Raw genomic sequence first — 19,228 nt, forward strand, 5'->3', positions numbered from 1 at the left:
CCCCTTTTTTATTGCTCTTCAAGCCGTTGCCTGCCTCACAGAATTCGCGTCGCCGCTTACCTTTTGCATCGAATCAAGTATACTTGTGCGCGAATTTAAAGAGCCAAATTGTAAAAAGGAAATTCACGTGAATCCTATTGTAAAGTCATTCCAGTACGGTCAACACACCGTCACTCTGGAAACCGGTGTGATGGCCCGTCAAGCCACTGCGGCCGTTATGGTCAGCATGGACGATACCTGCGTATTTGTGACCGTAGTCGGCAAGAAAGAGGCCGATCACGGCCGTGATTTCTTCCCGCTGACCGTCAACTACCAGGAGCGTACCTATGCTGCTGGTCGTATCCCGGGTGGTTTCTTCCGTCGTGAAGGCCGTCCGAGCGAAGGCGAGACCCTCATCTCCCGTCTGATCGACCGTCCTATTCGTCCGCTGTTCCCGGAAGGCTTCCTCAATGAGGTTCAGGTCGTTGCGACCGTAATGTCCGTGAATCCGGCCGTATCCCCCGACATCGTTGCCATGATAGGTGCCTCTGCCGCACTGGCCATCTCCGGTATCCCGTTTGGCGGCCCGATCGGTGCTGCTCGCGTGGGTTACATGAACGGTCAGTATGTGCTGAACCCGACCACCACCGAACTGCCGCAGAGCGATCTGGATCTGGTAGTTGCCGGTACTGCCAATGCCGTGCTGATGGTTGAGTCCGAAGCGGCCATCCTTTCCGAAGAAGTGATGCTGGGCGCCGTGGTATACGGTCACGAGCAGATGCAGACCGTGATCAATGCGATCAACGAGTTTGCCGCTGCCGTCGGCACCAAGCCGTGGGACTGGACTCCGCCTGCCGTCAACGAAGCGCTGAAAGCCAAGGTTGCCGAGCTGGCGAGCGCCGAGCTGGGTGAAGCCTACCGCATCACCGAGAAGGCTGTTCGTTACGAAACCATCGCGGCCATCAAGGGCCGTGTGGTTGAGCAAGTTATCGCGTCCGGTGTGGAAGAAGATGCCAAGAAGATCGGCGAAGAGTTCCACAGCCTGGAAAGCCGCATCGTTCGTGGTCGCGTAGTACGTGGTGAGCCGCGTATCGATGGTCGCGATCCGGAAATGATCCGCGCTCTGAGCGTAGGTACCGGTATTCTGCCCCGTGCCCACGGTTCTGCCCTGTTCACCCGTGGTGAAACTCAGGCCATCGTGGTCGCCACTCTGGGTACCGAGCGTGACGCCCAGAACATCGACGAGCTGACCGGCAACCGTGCCGATCGTTTCATGCTGCACTACAACTTCCCACCATACTGTGTCGGTGAGACCGGCATGATGGGTAGCCCGAAGCGTCGTGAAATCGGTCACGGCCGTCTGGCCAAGCGCGGCGTTGCTGCCGTGATGCCGAGCGCCGCCGAGTTCCCGTACGTGGTGCGCGTGGTGTCTGAAATCACCGAATCCAACGGCTCCTCCTCCATGGCGTCTGTCTGTGGTTCCTCTCTGGCGCTGATGGATGCCGGTGTGCCGATCAAGGCCTCCGTTGCCGGTATCGCCATGGGTCTGGTGAAGGAAGAAGAAGGTTTCGTCGTGCTGTCCGACATCTTGGGTGACGAAGATCACCTGGGCGACATGGACTTCAAAGTAGCCGGTACCACCGAAGGTGTGACCGCGCTGCAGATGGACATCAAGATCGAAGGCATCACCAAAGAGATCATGGAGATTGCGCTGAAGCAAGCTCGTGGCGCTCGTCTGCACATCCTGAAAGTGATGGACGAAGCTATCCAGGCTCCCCGTGCCCAGATCTCCGATTTTGCACCGCGTATCCACACCATCAAGATCAATCCTGAGAAGATCAAGGACGTGATCGGTAAGGGTGGTTCCGTGATCCGTGCGCTGACCGAAGAGACCGGCACCAACATCGAGCTGGATGATGACGGTACTGTACGTATCTCCGCCGTGGCCAACGAAGCCGCCATGGAAGCGATCCGTCGCATCGAGGCTATCACCGCCGAGATCGAAGTGAACCGCATCTATGAAGGTAAAGTTGTTCGTCTGGCCGATTTCGGTGCATTCGTCAACATTCTGCCGGGCAAAGATGGTCTGGTACACATCTCCCAGATCACCGACGCTCGCGTGCAGAACGTGGCTGACCACCTGACCATCGGTGACGTGGTCAAGGTGAAGGTACTGGAAGTGGACCGTCAGGGCCGCGTACGTCTCTCCATCAAGGAAGCGAACGCCCCGACCGAAGCAGCTGCACCTGCTGCTGACGCCGCTCCGGCCGCAGAAGAAGCGCCTGCTGCAGAGTAATCTGCTCGCCTGATACCAGATAGGTTCCGGTTGATGTAAAAAGTCCGGCTCCCCAATGGGAGCCGGACTTTGTTTTATGGCAAGATCAGCTGCGGCTGGTTGACATCTGGCAGCTGTTGGCAACTGCTATCCGGCAGATTGATCTCCCCTGGCTCCCAAGCTGGCGCACCAGATTGCCCCATTCGGTCAATAGCCACTGGTTGGGAGCGAACAAAAACGACTGTTGTGCCGAGGCATCTGCAGCCACAGGGCAAACAGGGTGATATGACGACTCATAAGAGGGTTAGCGCTCCTGCTCGTAGCCCAGCAGATCGCCGGGCTGGCATTTGAGTTCACGGCAGATGGCCTCCAGAGTGGAGAAGCGCACCGCCTTGGCGTGGCCATTCTTGAGGATCGAGAGGTTGGCCTCGGTGATGTCGATGCGCTGGGCCAGCTCGCGGGCGGTCATTTTGCGCTCGGCCAGCAGGGCATCGAGGCGGATGATAATGGGCATATGTTCCTCACACCGTCAGTTGCTGTTCATCGGCCAGCAGTTTGGCCTCGCGCATGACCAGTGCCAGCGCCAGTACGATCAGTCCCGCCAGCAGTACCCGGAAATCTGAGGTACTCAGCGCTATGGTACCGAGTACTTCCGGGCCTCTCATGGTGAGCACCGTATCCAGCAAGGGTGTCAGGATCAATTCGATCAGGAAGGTTGCACAGAGCAGCAGTCCGATCTGCCGATAGCGGCGGATCTGCTCGAAGGTGAAGAGCAGACCGGCGCGGTAGCCGCGAAACAGCTGACGCAGTTGCCAGAGCATCATCATAAAGACCAGATCCGGCAACAGCTGCACCAGGGTGCCGAACAGCCGGGTGGAGAAGTGAAGGGGATAGTCGGCAGGATTGATGCCGGGACGGCTCAAGATGGAGTCGAGCTTCTCCTGCAGAAAATCGGCGCCACCGAAGGGGGTCCACACCTCCAGCAAGGTGATCAAAGGGGTAGCCAGCAGTGCCAGCAGTAGCAGCCATTCGATCAGCATGCTCGAGCGTTCGAGTTTGTTGGAGATCATCTCATTCCTCACTGTGATGGTTTTATCTGAAAGGTAAAGTTTATCGTTTATCAATATTTACACCGGCAATGTTTATTGTTTTACGATATGCAGTCAAGATAAAACTTATTGAAAAACGATAATTTCAATCTGTCCGAAGGGGATGACTTTTGGCCGCAGCCTCTCTAGACTGGCGAGGTTGTATACAAAAACTCAACATGGACAAGGAGTTATCGATGCACCAGGGATGGCTGCTGATCGGATTGTCGCTCACCTATCTGGGGCTGCTGTTTCTGATCGCCTTCGTGGCAGACAAGCACAAACGGCACCGTCTCAAGGGGCAACCGCTGCTCTACAGCCTGTCGCTGGCGGTCTACTGCACCTCCTGGACCTTCTTCGGCACCGTGGGGCAGGCGAGTGAATCGCCCTGGTCACCGGTGCCCATCTACCTTGGCCCCATGCTGGTCTTTCTGTTTGGCTGGCGGCTGCTGGCACGCCTCATTCTGGTGGCCAAGCGCGAGCACATCACCTCCATCGCCGACTTTATCGCCGCCCGTTACGGTAAATCCCAGCGGCTCGCCATGGTGATCGCCCTCATCGCCATCATGGGGATCCTCCCCTATCTGGTATTGCAGCTCAAAGCCATCGTCACCGGGCTGGATCTGCTGATGGTCAACAGTGGCGGCATCAGCCCGACCAGCAATACCAGCGAGCTGGCGCTCGGGGTTACTCTGCTGCTGGCGCTGTTCAGCATCCTGTTCGGTACTCGCCATCTCGATGCCACCGAGCACCACAGGGGGATGGTGGTGGCCATCGCTTTCGAGTCGGTGGTCAAGTTGCTGGCCTTTATCGCGGTGGGGGGCTTCGCCCTCTGGCTGATCCTGAGCAAACCGGGTGAGGCTCACGAACAGGTGACCCGCGACTTCTTTGCACAGGTGGTGGCGGTGAGCCCCGGCAACCTGCTGGAGCTTGCCATCTATACGGTGCTGGCGATGTGCGCCGTCATCTGCCTACCGCGCCAGTTTCATGTGACTGTGGTGGAGAACAATCAGGGGCAGGACCTGCACTGGGCGCGCTGGATCTTCCCGCTCTACCTGTTCGTGATGGGGCTCTTTATCTGGCCGTTGGCACTGGCGGGCAAGCAGTGGGTCGGTGCTGACATGGCCTCCGACACCTATGTGATCAGTTTGCCGATGGCCCTCGGTTTCGATGGCATGGCGATGCTGGCGTTTCTCGGCGGTACCTCGGCGGCCACCGGCATGGTGATCGTCTGCACCATCGCGCTGGCGATCATGGTGAGCAACGATCTGGTGCTGCCGGTGCTGTTGCGCCGCTTCTGGCGGCAGGGGCGCGACGAGCGGCTGGTACGGCTGCTGTTGCAGGTGCGCCGTGGCGCCATCCTGCTGATCTTGCTGGCGGCCTGGGGGCTCTACCTCTGGCTCGGCGACCTCACCAGCTTGTCGCGCATCGGTTATCTCTCCTTTGGCGCGGTGGCCCAGTTTGCGCCGGCCCTGCTGCTCGGTCTCTACTGGCGTCACGGCAATCGCAAGGGGGTATATCTTGGGTTGAGCCTCGGGGTGAGCCTCTGGTTCGTCACCCTGCTGGTGGAGAGCGGGCTGTTGGCCGGTTCACCGCTGGCCGAACTGCTGGCACCGCCGGACTGGCCCGCATTTCGCGAGCTGAGTCTCGGAGCCTGGTGCATCTTCCTGAGCCTGCTCTTCAACCTGCTCGGTTATGTGGCGGGCTCGCTGCTGTCGCGCCCTGCGGTGAGCGAGCGGCTGCAGGCGGCCAACTTTGTCGGCAAGCCGAGTCGCGATACCGCTGCCCTCTATCAGGCGCGGGTCTCGGTCAAGGAGCTGGAGATGCTGGCGGCCCGCTTTGTCGGTTCAAGCCGGGTCAAACGCGCCTTTGGTCGTTTCGCCGGTGAGCGGGGCGGCACCCTGGCGCCGCAGATGCAGGCTTCGGCCGAGCTGATTGCCCACACCGAGCGGCTGCTGGCAGGGGTGTTTGGTACCTCCTCGGCGCGGTTGGTGCTTGCCTCTGCCCTGCAGGGGCGCAACATGCAGCTCGAGGAGATCGCCACCATAGTCGATGAGGCCTCCGACGTGTTTCGATTCAACCGCGGCCTGTTGCAGGGGGCGATCGAGCATATCGGGCAGGGGATCTCGGTGGTGGACAGGGAGCTTCGGCTGGTGGCCTGGAACCGCCGTTACATCGAGCTGTTCCACTATCCGCCGGGGCTTATTCAGGCTGGGCGTCCCATCGAGGAGATCATCCGCTACAACGCCCAGCAAGGGCTCTGTGGCCCCGGCGATATCGAGGATCACGTGGCACGGCGGGTCGCCTTTATGAAACGCGGCAGCGCCCATATCTCGGCGCGGGAGCGCCCGGATGGGCGGGTGATCGAGATGCAGGGCAACCCCATGCCCGCCGGTGGTTTCGTCATGACCTTTACCGACATAACGCCGTTTCGCGATGCCGAGCGGGTGCTGCGCGAAGCGAACGAACATCTGGAGGCGCGGGTGGCCGAGCGTACCCGTGAGCTCTCCGAACTCAACCGCCAGCTGCTGCTGGTGAACCAGCAGGTGGAGCGGGCCAATCAATCCAAGAGCCGTTTTCTGGCGGCGGTCAGCCACGATCTGACCCAGCCCCTCAATGCGGCCAAGCTGTTTACCTCCTCCCTGCTGGAGATGTTGCCCGATGCTGGCGAGCAGGCCCGCATCGCCCGCCATATCGATGATGCGCTGGGGGCGACCGAGGATCTCATCACCGATCTGCTCGATATCTCGCGGCTCGAAGCGGGCAAGTTCAAGGCCAAGAAGCTCGACTTTGCCCTGCGCGATCTGCTTGACAACCTCAAGGCGGAGTTTGGCGTGCTGGCGCAGGCGGGGGGGATCCACTTCTCGGTGGTGGAGAGCAAGCACGCGGTGCACAGCGATGTGCGGCTGCTGCGCCGGGTGCTGCAAAACTTCCTCACCAATGCGTTTCGCTACAACCCGAGGGGCAGGGTGCTGCTTGGTTGCCGTCGGATGGGGGAGAAGATCCGCATCGAGGTATGGGACAACGGCCCCGGCATCCCGCAAGACAAGCAGGAGGCGATCTTCGACGAGTTCTCCCGCCTCGATCACTCCCGCACCGCCAAGGAGCAGGGGCTGGGTCTGGGGCTTGCCATCGCCCGCGGCATCTCGCAGGTGCTCGGTCATCAGCTCACTTTGCAGAGCTGGCCGGGCAAGGGATCGGTCTTTGCGGTGACCCTCAATCTGGCGACCCGGCCGGTCACGGCTCATCAGCTGGCGGCGCCGGTGGTGCGTGACAGCCAGCTGGAAGGTGTCGCCGTGCTCTGTATCGACAACGAGCGGGACATTCTGACCGCCATGAGCACCCTGCTCGGCCGTTGGGGCTGCGAGGTGCGCTGCGCCGTCGATCTGGCCGAAGCCGAGGAGCTGGTGGCACAAGGGTTTGTGCCGAGACTGGTGCTCTCTGACTACCACCTCGACGACGGCAAGACCGGGTTGGAGGCGCTCGCTGCCCTGCAACGAGTGTGTGGCGACGAGCTGGGAGGCATCATCATCAGTGCCGATCGCAAGAGCGAGTTGCAGGCGCAGATCCGCGAGCGGGGGTATGGCTACATCAGCAAACCGGTCAAACCACTCAAACTGCGGGCCCTGATGAACAGTCTGCTGCTGCGCTAGCCGCATCCGGGGCGGCTAGCCGTGAACCGGCTCACAAAACCGTACAATGATCCTGTGGCCCGTGGTCATGGTTCAATGCCGAAAACAGAGATTTATTGGCGAAGATCTCTTCATGTTCCTGCGTAATGGCTGCCAGTTAGTGCATTGGCTTGCCACTGTCGGTGAACGCCGACAGTGGCAGACCGGATTGGCTCACTCTATAGTCGGGATGCGATTTTTTGCATCGCAAATGAAGTAACCGAAGGGCAAACCGATCGCGAGATCGGGACGCAAAGCTTCCGGTCCAGGGATGAGCCGTACTTGAGATAGCGGGGCCACCACAGGTTGTTGTGCACCTTTGCCAAGAGGCCGCACTGCCGTCTGCGTTACCTGTCAGGGCGTAGCCCTTTTCGTTGCCAACATAACGAAATAGGGAAATATAAAAAATGCTAAGTCCAAAGCCTACCATGCTGGCCCTTGCGGTCGGTCTGTGCTGCGCCTCGTCCGCTTATGCTGCGGCGCCCGGCAAGCCGACCATCGGATGGGGTCCCACCAAGTTTTCCATCGTTGAAGTCGATCAGGCGGCTACTGCCTACAACAATCTGGTCAAGGTAAAGGATGCCGCCGATGTGGAGGTGAACTGGAACCTCTGGAGCGGCGATCTGGGCCAGAGTGCCAAGGTACTGCTCAATGGTCAGGAGGTGTGGTCCGGCCCCTCGGCCGCAGCGGGCAGCGCCAAATTCAAGGTGAAGAAAGGGGGGCGCTACCAGATGCAGGTGGCGCTGTGCAACGCCGATGGCTGTACCCTCTCTGATGCCAAGGAGATCGTGGTCGCCGATACTGACGGCAGTCATCTGGTGCCACTCAAGGCGCCGCTGCAGGAGAACAACAAGCCCTACGCCAACAAGTCCGGCAAGGTGGTCGGTACTTACTACGTGGAGTGGGGGGTCTATGGCCGCAAGTTTACGGTGGACAAGATCCCGGCCCAGAACCTGACCCATATCCTCTATGGTTTCACCCCCATCTGCGGCGGGGATGGCCTCAACGACAGCCTCAAGGAGATCGAAGGGAGCTTCCAGGCGCTGCAACGGGCGTGTGCCGGTCGCGCCGACTTCAAGGTGGCGATGCACGATCCCTGGGCCGCCATCCAGATGCCGCAAGGCAACCTCACAGCTCATGACGAGCCCTACAAGGGCAACTTTGGCGCCCTGATGGCGCTCAAGCAGGCCTATCCGAACCTCAAGATCCTCCCCTCGGTCGGCGGTTGGACCCTCTCCGATCCCTTCTATTTCCTCGGTGACAAAACCAAGCGTGACGTGTTTGTCGGCTCGGTGAAAGAGTTCCTGCAGACCTGGAAGTTCTTCGACGGTGTGGATATCGACTGGGAGTACCCGGGCGGACAGGGCGCCAACCCGAAACTGGGCAGCCCGAGTGATGGTGCCACCTATGTGGCCCTGATGAAGGAGCTGCGGGCCATGCTCGACGAGCTGGAGGCCGAGACTGGTCGCCAGTATGAGCTCACTTCCGCCATTGGAGCGGGGGGGGACAAGATCCAGGATGTGGACTACAAGGCGGCCCAGCCCTACATGGACCACATCTTCATGATGACCTACGACTACAACGGTGCCTGGAGCAACACCGAACTGGGCCACCAGACCAACCTCTATGCAGCGAGCTGGGACCCCGCAACCAAGTACACCACCGACAAGGCGGTCAATCAGCTGCTGGCGCAGGGGGTTGAACCGGGCAAGCTGGTGGTCGGGGCCGCCATGTATGGCCGTGGCTGGACCGGTGTGAGCGGTTATCAGGGCAACAACCCCTTCACCGGCAAGGCGACCGGCAAGGTGAAAGGCACCTGGGAGGACGGGGTGGTGGATTACCGCGACATCGTCAACAACCGGATGGGGGCGGGCTGGGAGAAGGGCTACGACGAGGTGGCCGAGGCGCCCTATCTCTTCAAGGCGGCGACCGGCGACCTCATCACCTATGACAACGATCGCTCGGTCAAGGCCAAGGGGCAGTATGTGCTGGCCAACAAGCTCGGTGGCCTCTTCTCCTGGGAGATCGATGCCGACAACGGTGACATCCTCAACGCCATGCACGAGGGGCTGGGCCACGGCGAGGGGACGACTCCACCAGCCAACAAGCCGCCAGTAGCCAACGCGGGCAGCGATCTGAGTGTCACCGGTCCGACCGAGGTGACGCTGAACGGCTCCGCCTCCCACGACCCGGAAAATGGCACCCTCACCTATAGCTGGAAGCAGGTCTCCGGCCCGCAGGCAGCCCTGCTAGATGCCACTCAGGCCAAGGCCCGTGTTGTACTCGATGCGGTGTCCGCCGACATCAATCTGGTGTTCGAGCTGACGGTGACCGATGACCATCAACTGACCGCCAGGGATCAGGTGGTGGTGACCAACAAGGCGCCGCAGCCCAACCTGCCTCCAGTGGTCACTCTGCCCGCCAGCGTCAAGGTGGAAGAGGGCAAGCAGGTGAGCATCACCGCCAAGGCATCCGACCCCAATGGCGACGAGCTGATCTACCAGTGGCAAGTGCCTGCCGGTATCACGGCGACCGGCCAGAACAGCGCCACCCTGGTGGTCACCGGCCCGGCGGTGGATGTCGAAACCGGTTATGACCTCTCTGTGACCGTCTCCGATGGCGCACTCGACGCCAACGCGGCAACCCGCCTCACCGTTACCCCGATCAACGAAGGCGGTGAGGGTGGCTCCTGCAACACCACAGATCCGGAAGCAGCCAACGTTCCCGCATGGCAGGCCAGCAAGGTCTACAACGGCGGTGACAAGGTGAGCCATAACCAGCTGGTATGGCGTGCCAAGTACTGGACTCAGGGTAATGAGCCGAGCCGCGCCGCCGATCAGTGGGCGCTGGTGAGTCAGGTTGAGCTGGGCTGGAACGCAGCCGTTGCCTACAACGGCGGGGATCTCACCAACCACAACGGCCGTCAGTGGAAGGCCAAGTGGTGGACTCAAGGCAATGAGCCGGGCAAGCACGATGTCTGGCTGGATATCGGGGCAGCAAGCTGTAACTGAGGCCTCTTCACCGATGACGGGGCATGGCGACATGCCCCTCATTCCCGGTAGCAATATGAACGAGAACCCGACAATGACCACAAATGTGACCCGAATCGCTGCCCTCATCATGGCAACCCTGGCGGCTGGCCCCCTGTCTGCCGCCACCTCGCCCCTGATATTCAATGAGACGACACCGCAAAGCGATCTGGCGGGTAGCCTGGCTGCCAGCGTGCAGTTTGCCCAGAGCCAGATCCTGCCGTCCCATCCCAAAGAGGGGGATCGCCAACCCATCCTGACCAGCCTGCGCAAGAGCCTGCTGCTGGTGCAACCGCTCCAGGCCGACGGGGTGACCCCCATGACAGTGGAGGCCCGCGACGGCAGCGGCAAGCTGCTTGGCACCCTGACCTTGTCACCGCCATCGGCGCTGCCCGAGACGGTCTACCACCTCGCGGGGGTTCCCGAAGGCGGAGTGAGCTTCGTCCCGGAGAGCGGCAGCAGTGCCATCATCAGCAGCAGTGCTGATTTGGCCAAACTGAGCGACAAGAGCGGCGCTTTCCTCAAGGATCGGCTGACCGGGCGCGCGCTGGTGGAGATCCAGACCGCCGACGGCCGCTGGGTTCGGGATATCTACCTGCCCGTGAGCCCGGAGCTGGAGGGCAAGATGGTGCGGATCCGCTCCAGCGCCGGTTATAACTCGACGGCCTTCTATGGCGAGCGGCAGGTGACGATCTCCCGTGGCCAGACCCTGCAGTTCAAGTTTGCCAATGGGCAGTGGTTCCGCGAGGGGGAGCTGGAGAACAACCGCATCACCTATGCAGCGGATACCTGGAGCGGCGAGCTGCCTGCCGAGTGGATCCAGCCCGGACTGAACCTCTCCGTTCGTCAGGGCAATCTCAGTGGTGAACTGCGTGACATCAAGGTCGGCGCCCCCGGCGAGCTGCTGCTGCACACCATCGACATCGGCATGCTCACCACACCACGGGATCGCTTTGCCTTTGCCAATGACAAGGAGGCCCATCGCGAATACTTCCAGACCATTCCGGCCAGCCGGTTGCTCGTCAGTCAGTATGCACCGCTCTCCCTGCCTGAGGTGATGCTGCCCAATGGCACCCTGCTGACCGATTTTGACCCGAGCGAGGGGGGGTGGCATGGCGGCACCATGCGTCAGCGCATCGGCAAGGAGCTTATCTCCCACGGCATCGACAATGCCAACTACGGCATCAACAGCAGTGCCGGTGAAGGGGAAGGAAGCCATCCCTTTGTGGTGGCCCAACTGACGGCGCACAACAGCCGCGGCAAATATGCCAATGGGGTTCAGGTGCACGGTGGTTCCGGTGGCGGTGGCATCGTCACGCTGGATGATTCGCTGGGCAACGAGTTCAGCCACGAAGTAGGCCACAACTTCGGCCTTGGCCACTATGTGGATGGCTTCCGAGGCTCGGTTCACCGCAGTGCCGATCAGCTCAACTCCAGCTGGGGCTGGGACAGTGACAAACACCGTTTCATCCCAAACTTCTCGCCGACCCGCACCAATGAGGATGCCTGTCTGGATGGCCAGTGCCAGCCACCGTTCGATGGCCGCAAGTTTGGCTACGATGCGATGGCGGGCGGCAGCCCTCTCTCCGGTACCAACCGTTTCACCCTCTATACCCCCAATTCCGCCGCCATCATTCAGCGCTTCCTGGAGAGCAAGGCGGTGTTCGATGCCAACTCGGCAACCGGCTTTAGCAAGTGGAACAGTGCGACGGCCATGATGGAGCCCTATCAGCATACAATCGAGGGGATCGAGAAGGTCGATGCCCCCATGGATGCCCTGAGCGAGGCCGGACTGAGTGCCCTGCTGGCGGATTACGGTTTGGTCAGGGTCGCCATGTGGGATGGTCGCTGGACCCGTGATATCCGGGTGCCGATTGCCTCTGCGGACAACCGTGGGCGCAGTCTGACCATCGATCACGGGGCCGGTTACAACAGCCACCTCTTTATCAACGGCAAGGATATCCTGGTGAGCAGGGGCTTCAAGAAGAGCTTCACCTCGGATGGCCAGAGCTGGGTGGAGGTCTCCCCCATCGATACCAAGGTTGCGCGCAAGCCCGAGCAGTTCGGCGTGCCGGTGACCACCCTGGTGGGCTATTACGATCCGCAAGGAGCCCTGCGCAGCTACATCTATCCGGCTCTGCACGGCGCTTACGGCTTCACCTATCCGGATGACAGCAACACCCTGTCCGGCAATGACTGCCAGTTGCAGGTGGAGACCCGCGATGGTCTGCAGCGCTTCAGGCTGGCCAATCACCGGGCGGCGAGCAGCGTCATGAACAAGTTCCACATCAACCTGCCCACCGCCAGCGAGCCCGGTCGCGCCACTATCCAGTGCCGTGGCCAGACACTGGTACAACAGAGCTTGTTGCCACCGCAGCAGACCCTCTCCTTTACCGTCAACGGGCGGCCGCTGGAGCAGGGCGTGGTGGAGAACCAGCCTCCGGTAGTAACCGTGCCGGCACAACTCGGCGGCATCGGCGGTGAGTGGCTGACCATCACTGCCGAGGCGAGCGATCCCGAGGGGGATGCACTCAGCTACCGCTGGCACTTCCCGGCGGGCTGGCAGGCGGAAGGCGAGGCCAGTGCCAACCTGCGTCTGCTGCCGCCGGCAGTCACCACCAGCGAGCAGCATGAGCTGAGTGTGAGCGTCTCGGATGGGATACATCAAAGCGAAGGGCGCGTCGTGCTGACGCTGGAGCCCGTGGTCGACGGCTATTGCAACACCACAGATCCGGAAGCGGCCAACGTTCCCGTATGGCAGGCCAGCAAGGTCTATAACGGCGGCGACAAGGTGAGCCACAACCAGCTGGTATGGCGTGCCAAGTATTGGACTCAGGGCAATGAACCGGGCCGCGTCGCCGATCAGTGGGCGCTGGCGAGTCAGGTTGAGCTGGGCTGGAGCGCGACCGTTGCCTACAACGGCGGTGAGCTGACCAACCACAACGGCCGTCAGTGGAAGGCCAAGTGGTGGACTCAAGGCAACGAGCCGGGCAAACACGATGTCTGGCTGGATGTCGGGGCGGCAAGCTGCCCCTAGGTTGAGTCCATGATGAAGATGGCGGAGCCTGTTCAGGCAGGCTCCGCCTTTTGCCACAAAACCATAGAGAGCAACAATAATGAAAAAAAACCGCATCACCCTTCTGCTTGCCGGCATGATGCTGAGCGGCCACCTGTGGGCGGCCGAGGCATACGACATCAACAAATCCTACCCGGGCGGCAGCCAGGTCAATTACAACGGCCAGGTTTTCGAGGCCAAGTGGTGGGTCAACCCGGGTCAGACTCCGGGCATGGCGGCCGCCAATGAGTGGGATACCCCGTGGAAGCTTGTCGGCGAAGGGGAAGTGACCCCGCCGGACACCGGTGGCGATGACAAGCCCAATCCGCCGACGCCTACCCCGCCGGATGGCAGCACCACCCCCGTCTATATGAGCCAGGCCGAGCTGGATGCCAAAGAGAAGGCGCTGACCGACTTCCCGGCGATGGAAGCGGTCAAGGCTTCCATCGCTACCCGGGACAATCTGGTGGTCGAGGCGGTGCAGCCGGGCCGTGTCGACAACCCGGGCAACGTCAAGCGGGTCGAAAGCCTGATGAGCGAGGGTCAGTTCAACTACCTCTTCCCGCTGCGCGCCCCCGAGTACACCTATCGCGGCCTGCTGCAGGCGGCGGCCAAGTTCCCGGCCCTGTGCGGCGACTACAGCGACGGCCGCGATGCTGACGCCATCTGCCGCAAGACGTTGGCGACCATGTTCGCCCACTTCGCCCAGGAGACCGGCGGCCATGAAAACTGGCGCCCGGAAGCCGAGTGGCGTCAGGCGCTGGTCTACGTGCGCGAGATGGGATGGAATGAGACCATGCGCGGCGGTTACAACGCCGAGTGCCGCCCCGATGTGTGGCAGGGTCAGCAGTGGCCGTGCGGTACGTTCGACAATGGCGAGTTCAAGAGCTACTTTGGCCGCGGCGCCAAGCAACTCTCCTACAACTACAACTACGGCCCCTTCTCCGAGGCGATGTTCGGCACGGTGCGCACCCTGCTCGACCGCCCCGATCTGGTGGCCGACACCTGGCTGAACCTCGCCAGTGCGGTGTTCTTCTATACCTATCCGCAGCCGCCCAAGCCCTCCATGCTCCATGTCATCGATGGCACCTGGCAGCCGAATGACCATGACAAGCAGAACGGTCTGGTGCCGGGCTTCGGGGTCACCACCCAGATCATCAACGGCGGGGTGGAGTGCGGCGGCCCGGTCGAGCACGCCCAGTCCCAGAACCGCATCAACTACTACCGCGAGTTTGCCAACTACCTCGGGGTGGCGGTGCCATCCGACGAAGTGCTGGGTTGCAAGAACATGAAGGTGTTTGACGACAATGGCGCCGGTGCCTTGCCCATCTATTGGGAGCAGGACTGGAGCTATGTGGCAGAGAACCCCAACGGCGGTAAGAGCTATGCGTGCAAGCTGGTGGGCTACCAGACCCGCTTCAGCGCCTTCAAGGCAGGGGATTACAGCCGCTGCGTTCAGCACTTCTATCCCGAAGTGGTGATCGAGGATAACGGCGGTGGCACCAACCTGCCGCCGGTGGCCAATATCACCGGCCCGGCGCAGGCCGAAGGCGGCAGCAAGGTGACTCTCTCCGGCCAGCACTCCAGCGATCCGGAAGGCAAGCCGCTGGCTTATGCCTGGACTATCCCGGCCGGTGCCTCTGCGCCTGCGCTGGATCAGGTCACTCTGGAGTTGACTCTGCCCAAGCCCGCCAGCGATACCAAGCTGGAGATCAAACTGACGGTCACAGACGAAGGTAATCTGAGCCGCAGTACCACCCATAGCCTGCTGGTGAAAGGAGAGGAGGGGGGCGTAACGCCGCCTGACTATCCGGCCTATAAAGAGGGGACTCCCTACAAGGCGGGCGAGCGGGTCAGTAACGGCGGTGCCAGCTACGAGTGCAAACCGCACCCCTACACCGGTTGGTGCGCAGGTGCTGCCTGGGCCTATGAGCCGGGCAAGGGTACGGCCTGGGCCGATGCCTGGATCAAGCTCTGAGCCGTTTCAGGGTTACAAGGCTTACCGACAAGCCTGCGCACTATTTGGTGTAATCACAGTCTGGAGCAATAAAAGATGGGGCCTGCGGGCCCCATTCTTGTTTGGTGTAATCACAGTCTGGAGCAATAAAAGATGGGGCCTGCGGGCCCCATTCTTGTTTGGTGGAGTTCAGGTTTGGCCGTGGAACATCTGGCCCGGACAGGACAGCGCCTCGAGAGGGCTGTGTGATGATGTGTGTTGTTTTTTTATTACATTTTCCGTGAAAGGCTTTCAGCAATTATTTGCCGTAGCGGAAGTAGTATTCACGGGTGGAGGGGGCATAGGCATCTTTCTCTACAACGCCGTTCTTGGTGGTTGCACCGCGCAGGTGGAACAGGACTGCCAGATTCTCAAACATGGTTTACCTCATCGCTCTGTCATTTATGGTTATGGTGTGTGACCTGGGTCACGGTTTGATCCTATGGTCATTTGTGAGCCAGATCAACTTTCTGTGTTGTAAATTTACAAAAATCATGGAAAGGGTTTTCAAATGCAATGCCCTTTATGGAAAGGCTTTCCCGAGGTGACGGGGGAGAAGCTGACGATCAGCCTGCAAAAGATGCCTGAGAGCGGGGGCGTTGCACGGGGAAAGAGGCTTGCTGCACGGCCTCTCCTTTATAGGTGCTTGAGCCGATTTGTGACATAAAACAGAGAGATAGCACGCGTCTTGCTGGTAAAAACAGCGAACTGCTGCAATTTTGACTAAACGAATCAGTCGCGGTTATTTTAGGGTTGACAGCAAAGCGGGTGATGCCTATCATGCGCCTCCGTTGCCGGAGATAACTTCGTCAGCACCGAGGTGAGTTGGGGTTATAGCTCAGCTGGGAGAGCGCTTGCATGGCATGCAAGAGGTCCGCGGTTCGATCCCGCGTAGCTCCACCAAATTCTCCTCGAACAATCTGGAATCAAAGGGGTTATAGCTCAGCTGGGAGAGCGCTTGCATGGCATGCAAGAGGTCCGCGGTTCGATCCCGCGTAGCTCCACCAGGTTCCTGATTGACATGAAGTACCCAGGGCAGTGCGGTGTGTATCACCCAAGCCGACCTTTGTGGGGTTATAGCTCAGCTGGGAGAGCGCTTGCATGGCATGCAAGAGGTCCGCGGTTCGATCCCGCGTAGCTCCACCATTATTTAGGATGAATGGCCGCCAGAACCATTCATTTAGTACCGAATTTGGGGTTATAGCTCAGCTGGGAGAGCGCTTGCATGGCATGCAAGAGGTCCGCGGTTCGATCCCGCGTAGCTCCACCAAATTCAGAGTGACTGCCGGTCATTCACAAAAATCGGGGTTATAGCTCAGCTGGGAGAGCGCTTGCATGGCATGCAAGAGGTCCGCGGTTCGATCCCGCGTAGCTCCACCAAATTCTTGTTAAAAGAAACAAAAAGGCCACCGCATCGCGGTGGCCTTTTTGTTTTCTCCATCATTTATTTTCTCCATACGCCCGCGCCTTTCATTTGTAAATCCAATGACCTGAATGAAAAAGCCCGCGAGACTCGCGGGCTTTGCTTGCACTATTCAGATGCGCTTGGGGTTAACGGCGACGTCGCCAGGCCAGCGGTAACAGGGCCAGCAGGCCGAGTCCCAGTGCACCACCGCCTGAGGAGGTGTCCGGTTTGGTGGCATCGCTCTCCAGTCTCAGGTCGACGATGATGGGATCATGGTCGGAGGCACTGAAGGGGTTGTCAGACTTGAGCAGGGAGCCGGTGTACTTGCTGCCGTATTCGAACAGGGAGCTTTCGAAGGAGTTGATGTGCCAGTCGGCGACACCTGCCACCTTGCTGGCCAGCGCCGGGTTGGCGAGGGCATAGTCCAGGGTGCCCAGCTCCCCGTCGTAGCTGTAGGAGATGGCTTTCTCCTTGTTGAATTTGACGTTGAGATCGATCAGGCCGTAGCTGCGAGTCACTTCGCGACCGAGCTGTTCATAGGACTGCTCACCGATAAAGGTGTGAGAGGCCGATACGATCTTCCGCTCGCTGGTGGCTGGGTTGTAGTCGGTAAGCACCCGGATTGGATCTTCCTTGGCGTAGGAGTTGAAGTCGCCAACTAGCAGCACCTGGCCCGGCAGTTTGCTGACCGCCTCACCCAGCACCTTGGCCGCGCTCACGCGGAACTCGGTACACTTGCCCTGCAGGTCGGCCGGTTCTGTCTTGCCATCGCCATTTTCGTAGCAGCCTGACCCCTTGGATTTGAGGTGGTTGACCACCAGCGTCAGCGGCTCCTTGCTCTTGGCGAGGGTGAAGGTCTGAACCAGAGAATCGCGCTGACCAGCTGTCTTGGCTACACCACCAGTGGTGTAGCGCTGCTCCGGCAGCTTGATGACGCTGGCATCTCCGCTGGGGATGAGCAGGGCAGGACGGTAGAGCATCGCCACCATGATGGCGTCGCCGCCGAAGAACTTGCCATCGGTAAGGGCAGTGACCGGTAGACGCACATAGGCGTAGTGTTTGCTCGCATCCTTCTGCTGTTCGTTGAGGCGGGTCACCAGATTGTGGAGGGCCGAGTTATCCTCGAAGCCGTTGTTCTCCATCTCCATCAGGCCGAGCAGATCGGCATCCATTGCGGTAATGGCATTGACGATCTTGGTGCGCTGCTTCTCGAACTCGGGCTGGCTCTTGGCACCCCGGTTGCAACCTTTGGCGTTGTCGGCATCCGCCTGATCCTTGCACAGGATATTGAGTGCGCCGCCGATGCTGGAGTGGCTGGTGAAGTAGTTGAGCACGTTGAAGCTGCCGATCCGCAGATCGCTGCCAGAGAGGCGAGCCGGCGCGTCTTGACGATCCTCTTCAGGGCTGCGCAGCAGAGCACCGGCAGTCAGGGTGATATCGCTCGGTACTACCAGACGGAAGGCATCCTTGTTGTATACGATCACCCCCTCCAGCCCGGTCAGTTGATCGCCGATACGCAGATATCCCTGATCGGCATCCCAGCTCGGGAACCAGGGCAGTACGCCATCCGGTGCTTTGTAATCAGACTCAACTACCAGACGGTTGCTGCCATTTTTGGTGGCCAGTGCGACAGCGTCCGCACTGCTGGCGACATGAAGTTGGGTCGGTTTGATCAGCGGGGTTTTGTGGGCCAACTCTACGTTGTTGCGATAGACCTTGTAGTCGAAGCCGTAGTTGCGTGTCAGGTGCAGGTCACTGCTGCTGTCGAGACGTACCCGCATCCCTTCGTGGCGATTGAGCGCTTGCGCAAGCGTCTCCCCTTCATTGACCTGTAGTACGCTGGTCGGCACATTCAGCCCTTGTGCGGTGACTTGCAGGCGGGCTTTGCTGGATTCGAAGGTGGGTTTGAGCTGGGTGCCGCCGTAATACTCCTCGACCTTGGCTTCAAGGCAGAGTTCAGCCCCCGGTTTGATGTCTTTATATTTGGTCGCGAAGTCCTTGTCGTTCAGATAGACAAAGATGCCATCAGAGGTGGCTGGATTGCCATCGCCCACCGGGTCTGTCAGATAGAAACCCTTGGTCAGACTTTGGCCCAGCGTCGTCACGATACCGCGAACGTTGAAGGTGCCCGTGCTGATTTTACCGGTCACGTTACCGTTTTTGTCGGTCACGGTCTGGGTGGCCAGCGCGCTGGCGGAGCCTGTGCCCTGAATGGTCGGGATGGGAGTGAGTTGAGCCGGATCGGACGGGCAGACAAATGCCGCATGGGCGCCTGAGGATGCAAGTGCCAGCCCCACGGCCAGCGACAGCAGGGTACGAGTACCTTTCATAGGTGTTCCTTTTTTATTTTTGCCAGTGATTCCATAGCCTTGGCTCGTTGACCAAGGGCGCGCATTGTCACATTTCTGGCATGTCATACCAGTGAGCCAACGCACATTAAATGAATCTGGGAAGGTGCGGGAAAGCGTTTTTATGATCCCAGTAACGATATGATTTTTTTGATAATTCAATCAATTTTAACCCTGTGATCATGACGCTTTCGTGGCAGGGGATAATTCTCTTTGAGAATAAAGATTGAGGGGATCTTGTCGCCTTCCTATACTGGGTTCGTTCCTCACGGAACCCAGGTAAAGGGCAAACCGGCAGTGATGTCGGGGCGCAATGCTTCCGGTCTCGATCGTGGATCCAGATAGCGGGGTTTCCCTGGGTGAGGGGTTGTTTTTGTGGCAG

At 60.1% G+C, this 19,228-nt stretch carries 8 protein-coding genes, 5 tRNA genes and 2 riboswitches; of the genes, 10 read left to right on the forward strand and 3 right to left on the reverse strand.

Translation table 11 applies throughout. The features are described from left to right. The first annotated feature begins 127 nt into the window (after positions 1-127). Entirely contained in the window at positions 128-2,275 is a 2,148-nt protein-coding gene (gene pnp, locus AB5Y76_RS03935; protein WP_005338796.1) for a polyribonucleotide nucleotidyltransferase, read from the forward strand. Positions 2,276-2,558: 283 nt separating this feature from the next. Here pnp and AB5Y76_RS03940 read toward each other — a convergent pair whose 3' ends face one another. Both AB5Y76_RS03940 and AB5Y76_RS03945 read right to left on the reverse strand, forming a co-directional pair. Next, positions 2,559-2,768, reverse strand: a complete 210-nt coding sequence (locus AB5Y76_RS03940; protein ID WP_005335250.1) for a helix-turn-helix transcriptional regulator — start codon at positions 2,766-2,768, stop codon at positions 2,559-2,561. A gap of 7 nt (positions 2,769-2,775) precedes the next feature. Beyond that, a complete protein-coding gene (locus tag AB5Y76_RS03945) occupies positions 2,776-3,324 on the reverse strand; it encodes a DUF2975 domain-containing protein (RefSeq protein ID WP_124928689.1) in 549 nt (182 codons plus the stop codon). A 215-nt stretch (positions 3,325-3,539) separates the two neighbouring features. On the opposite strand from AB5Y76_RS03945, the gene AB5Y76_RS03950 reads away from it, so the two are divergent. From AB5Y76_RS03950 to AB5Y76_RS03990, 9 genes are all read left to right on the forward strand, one after another. Further along, a complete protein-coding gene (locus tag AB5Y76_RS03950) occupies positions 3,540-6,995 on the forward strand; it encodes a PAS domain-containing hybrid sensor histidine kinase/response regulator (RefSeq protein WP_263716987.1) in 3,456 nt (1,151 codons plus the stop codon). Positions 6,996-7,229: 234 nt separating this feature from the next. After that, positions 7,230-7,317: riboswitch (cyclic di-GMP riboswitch) on the forward strand. 103 nt (positions 7,318-7,420) lie between these two features. Then, positions 7,421-10,024, forward strand: coding sequence for a glycosyl hydrolase family 18 protein (locus AB5Y76_RS03955; protein WP_263716986.1), 2,604 nt, complete (start codon positions 7,421-7,423; stop codon positions 10,022-10,024). Between the two features lie 73 nt (positions 10,025-10,097). Next, a complete protein-coding gene (locus AB5Y76_RS03960; protein ID WP_263716985.1) occupies positions 10,098-13,079 on the forward strand; it encodes a M66 family metalloprotease in 2,982 nt (993 codons plus the stop codon). A 79-nt stretch (positions 13,080-13,158) separates the two neighbouring features. Then, complete coding sequence (locus AB5Y76_RS03965) at positions 13,159-15,075, forward strand: glycoside hydrolase family 19 protein (protein ID WP_263716984.1); 1,917 nt, start codon at positions 13,159-13,161, stop codon at positions 15,073-15,075. Between the two features lie 845 nt (positions 15,076-15,920). Beyond that, positions 15,921-15,996, forward strand: a tRNA-Ala gene (locus tag AB5Y76_RS03970). A gap of 28 nt (positions 15,997-16,024) precedes the next feature. Next, a tRNA-Ala gene (locus AB5Y76_RS03975) sits at positions 16,025-16,100 on the forward strand. Between the two features lie 63 nt (positions 16,101-16,163). Continuing rightward, positions 16,164-16,239, forward strand: a tRNA-Ala gene (locus AB5Y76_RS03980). A 48-nt stretch (positions 16,240-16,287) separates the two neighbouring features. Next, positions 16,288-16,363 (forward strand) — tRNA-Ala (locus AB5Y76_RS03985). 34 nt (positions 16,364-16,397) lie between these two features. Beyond that, positions 16,398-16,473, forward strand: a tRNA-Ala gene (locus tag AB5Y76_RS03990). A 171-nt stretch (positions 16,474-16,644) separates the two neighbouring features. On the opposite strand, the gene AB5Y76_RS03995 is transcribed toward AB5Y76_RS03990, so the two are convergent. Further along, positions 16,645-18,828: an ExeM/NucH family extracellular endonuclease gene (locus AB5Y76_RS03995; protein WP_263716983.1), complete on the reverse strand. Its 2,184-nt coding sequence runs from the start codon at positions 18,826-18,828 to the stop codon at positions 16,645-16,647. A gap of 293 nt (positions 18,829-19,121) precedes the next feature. After that, positions 19,122-19,204, forward strand: a riboswitch (cyclic di-GMP riboswitch). Positions 19,205-19,228: the final 24 nt, after the last annotated feature.

Origin of the sequence: Aeromonas sp. R1-2, from assembly GCF_040908505.1 — a bacterium.
In the GTDB taxonomy this organism is placed as follows: Bacteria; Pseudomonadota; Gammaproteobacteria; order Enterobacterales; family Aeromonadaceae; genus Aeromonas; species Aeromonas veronii.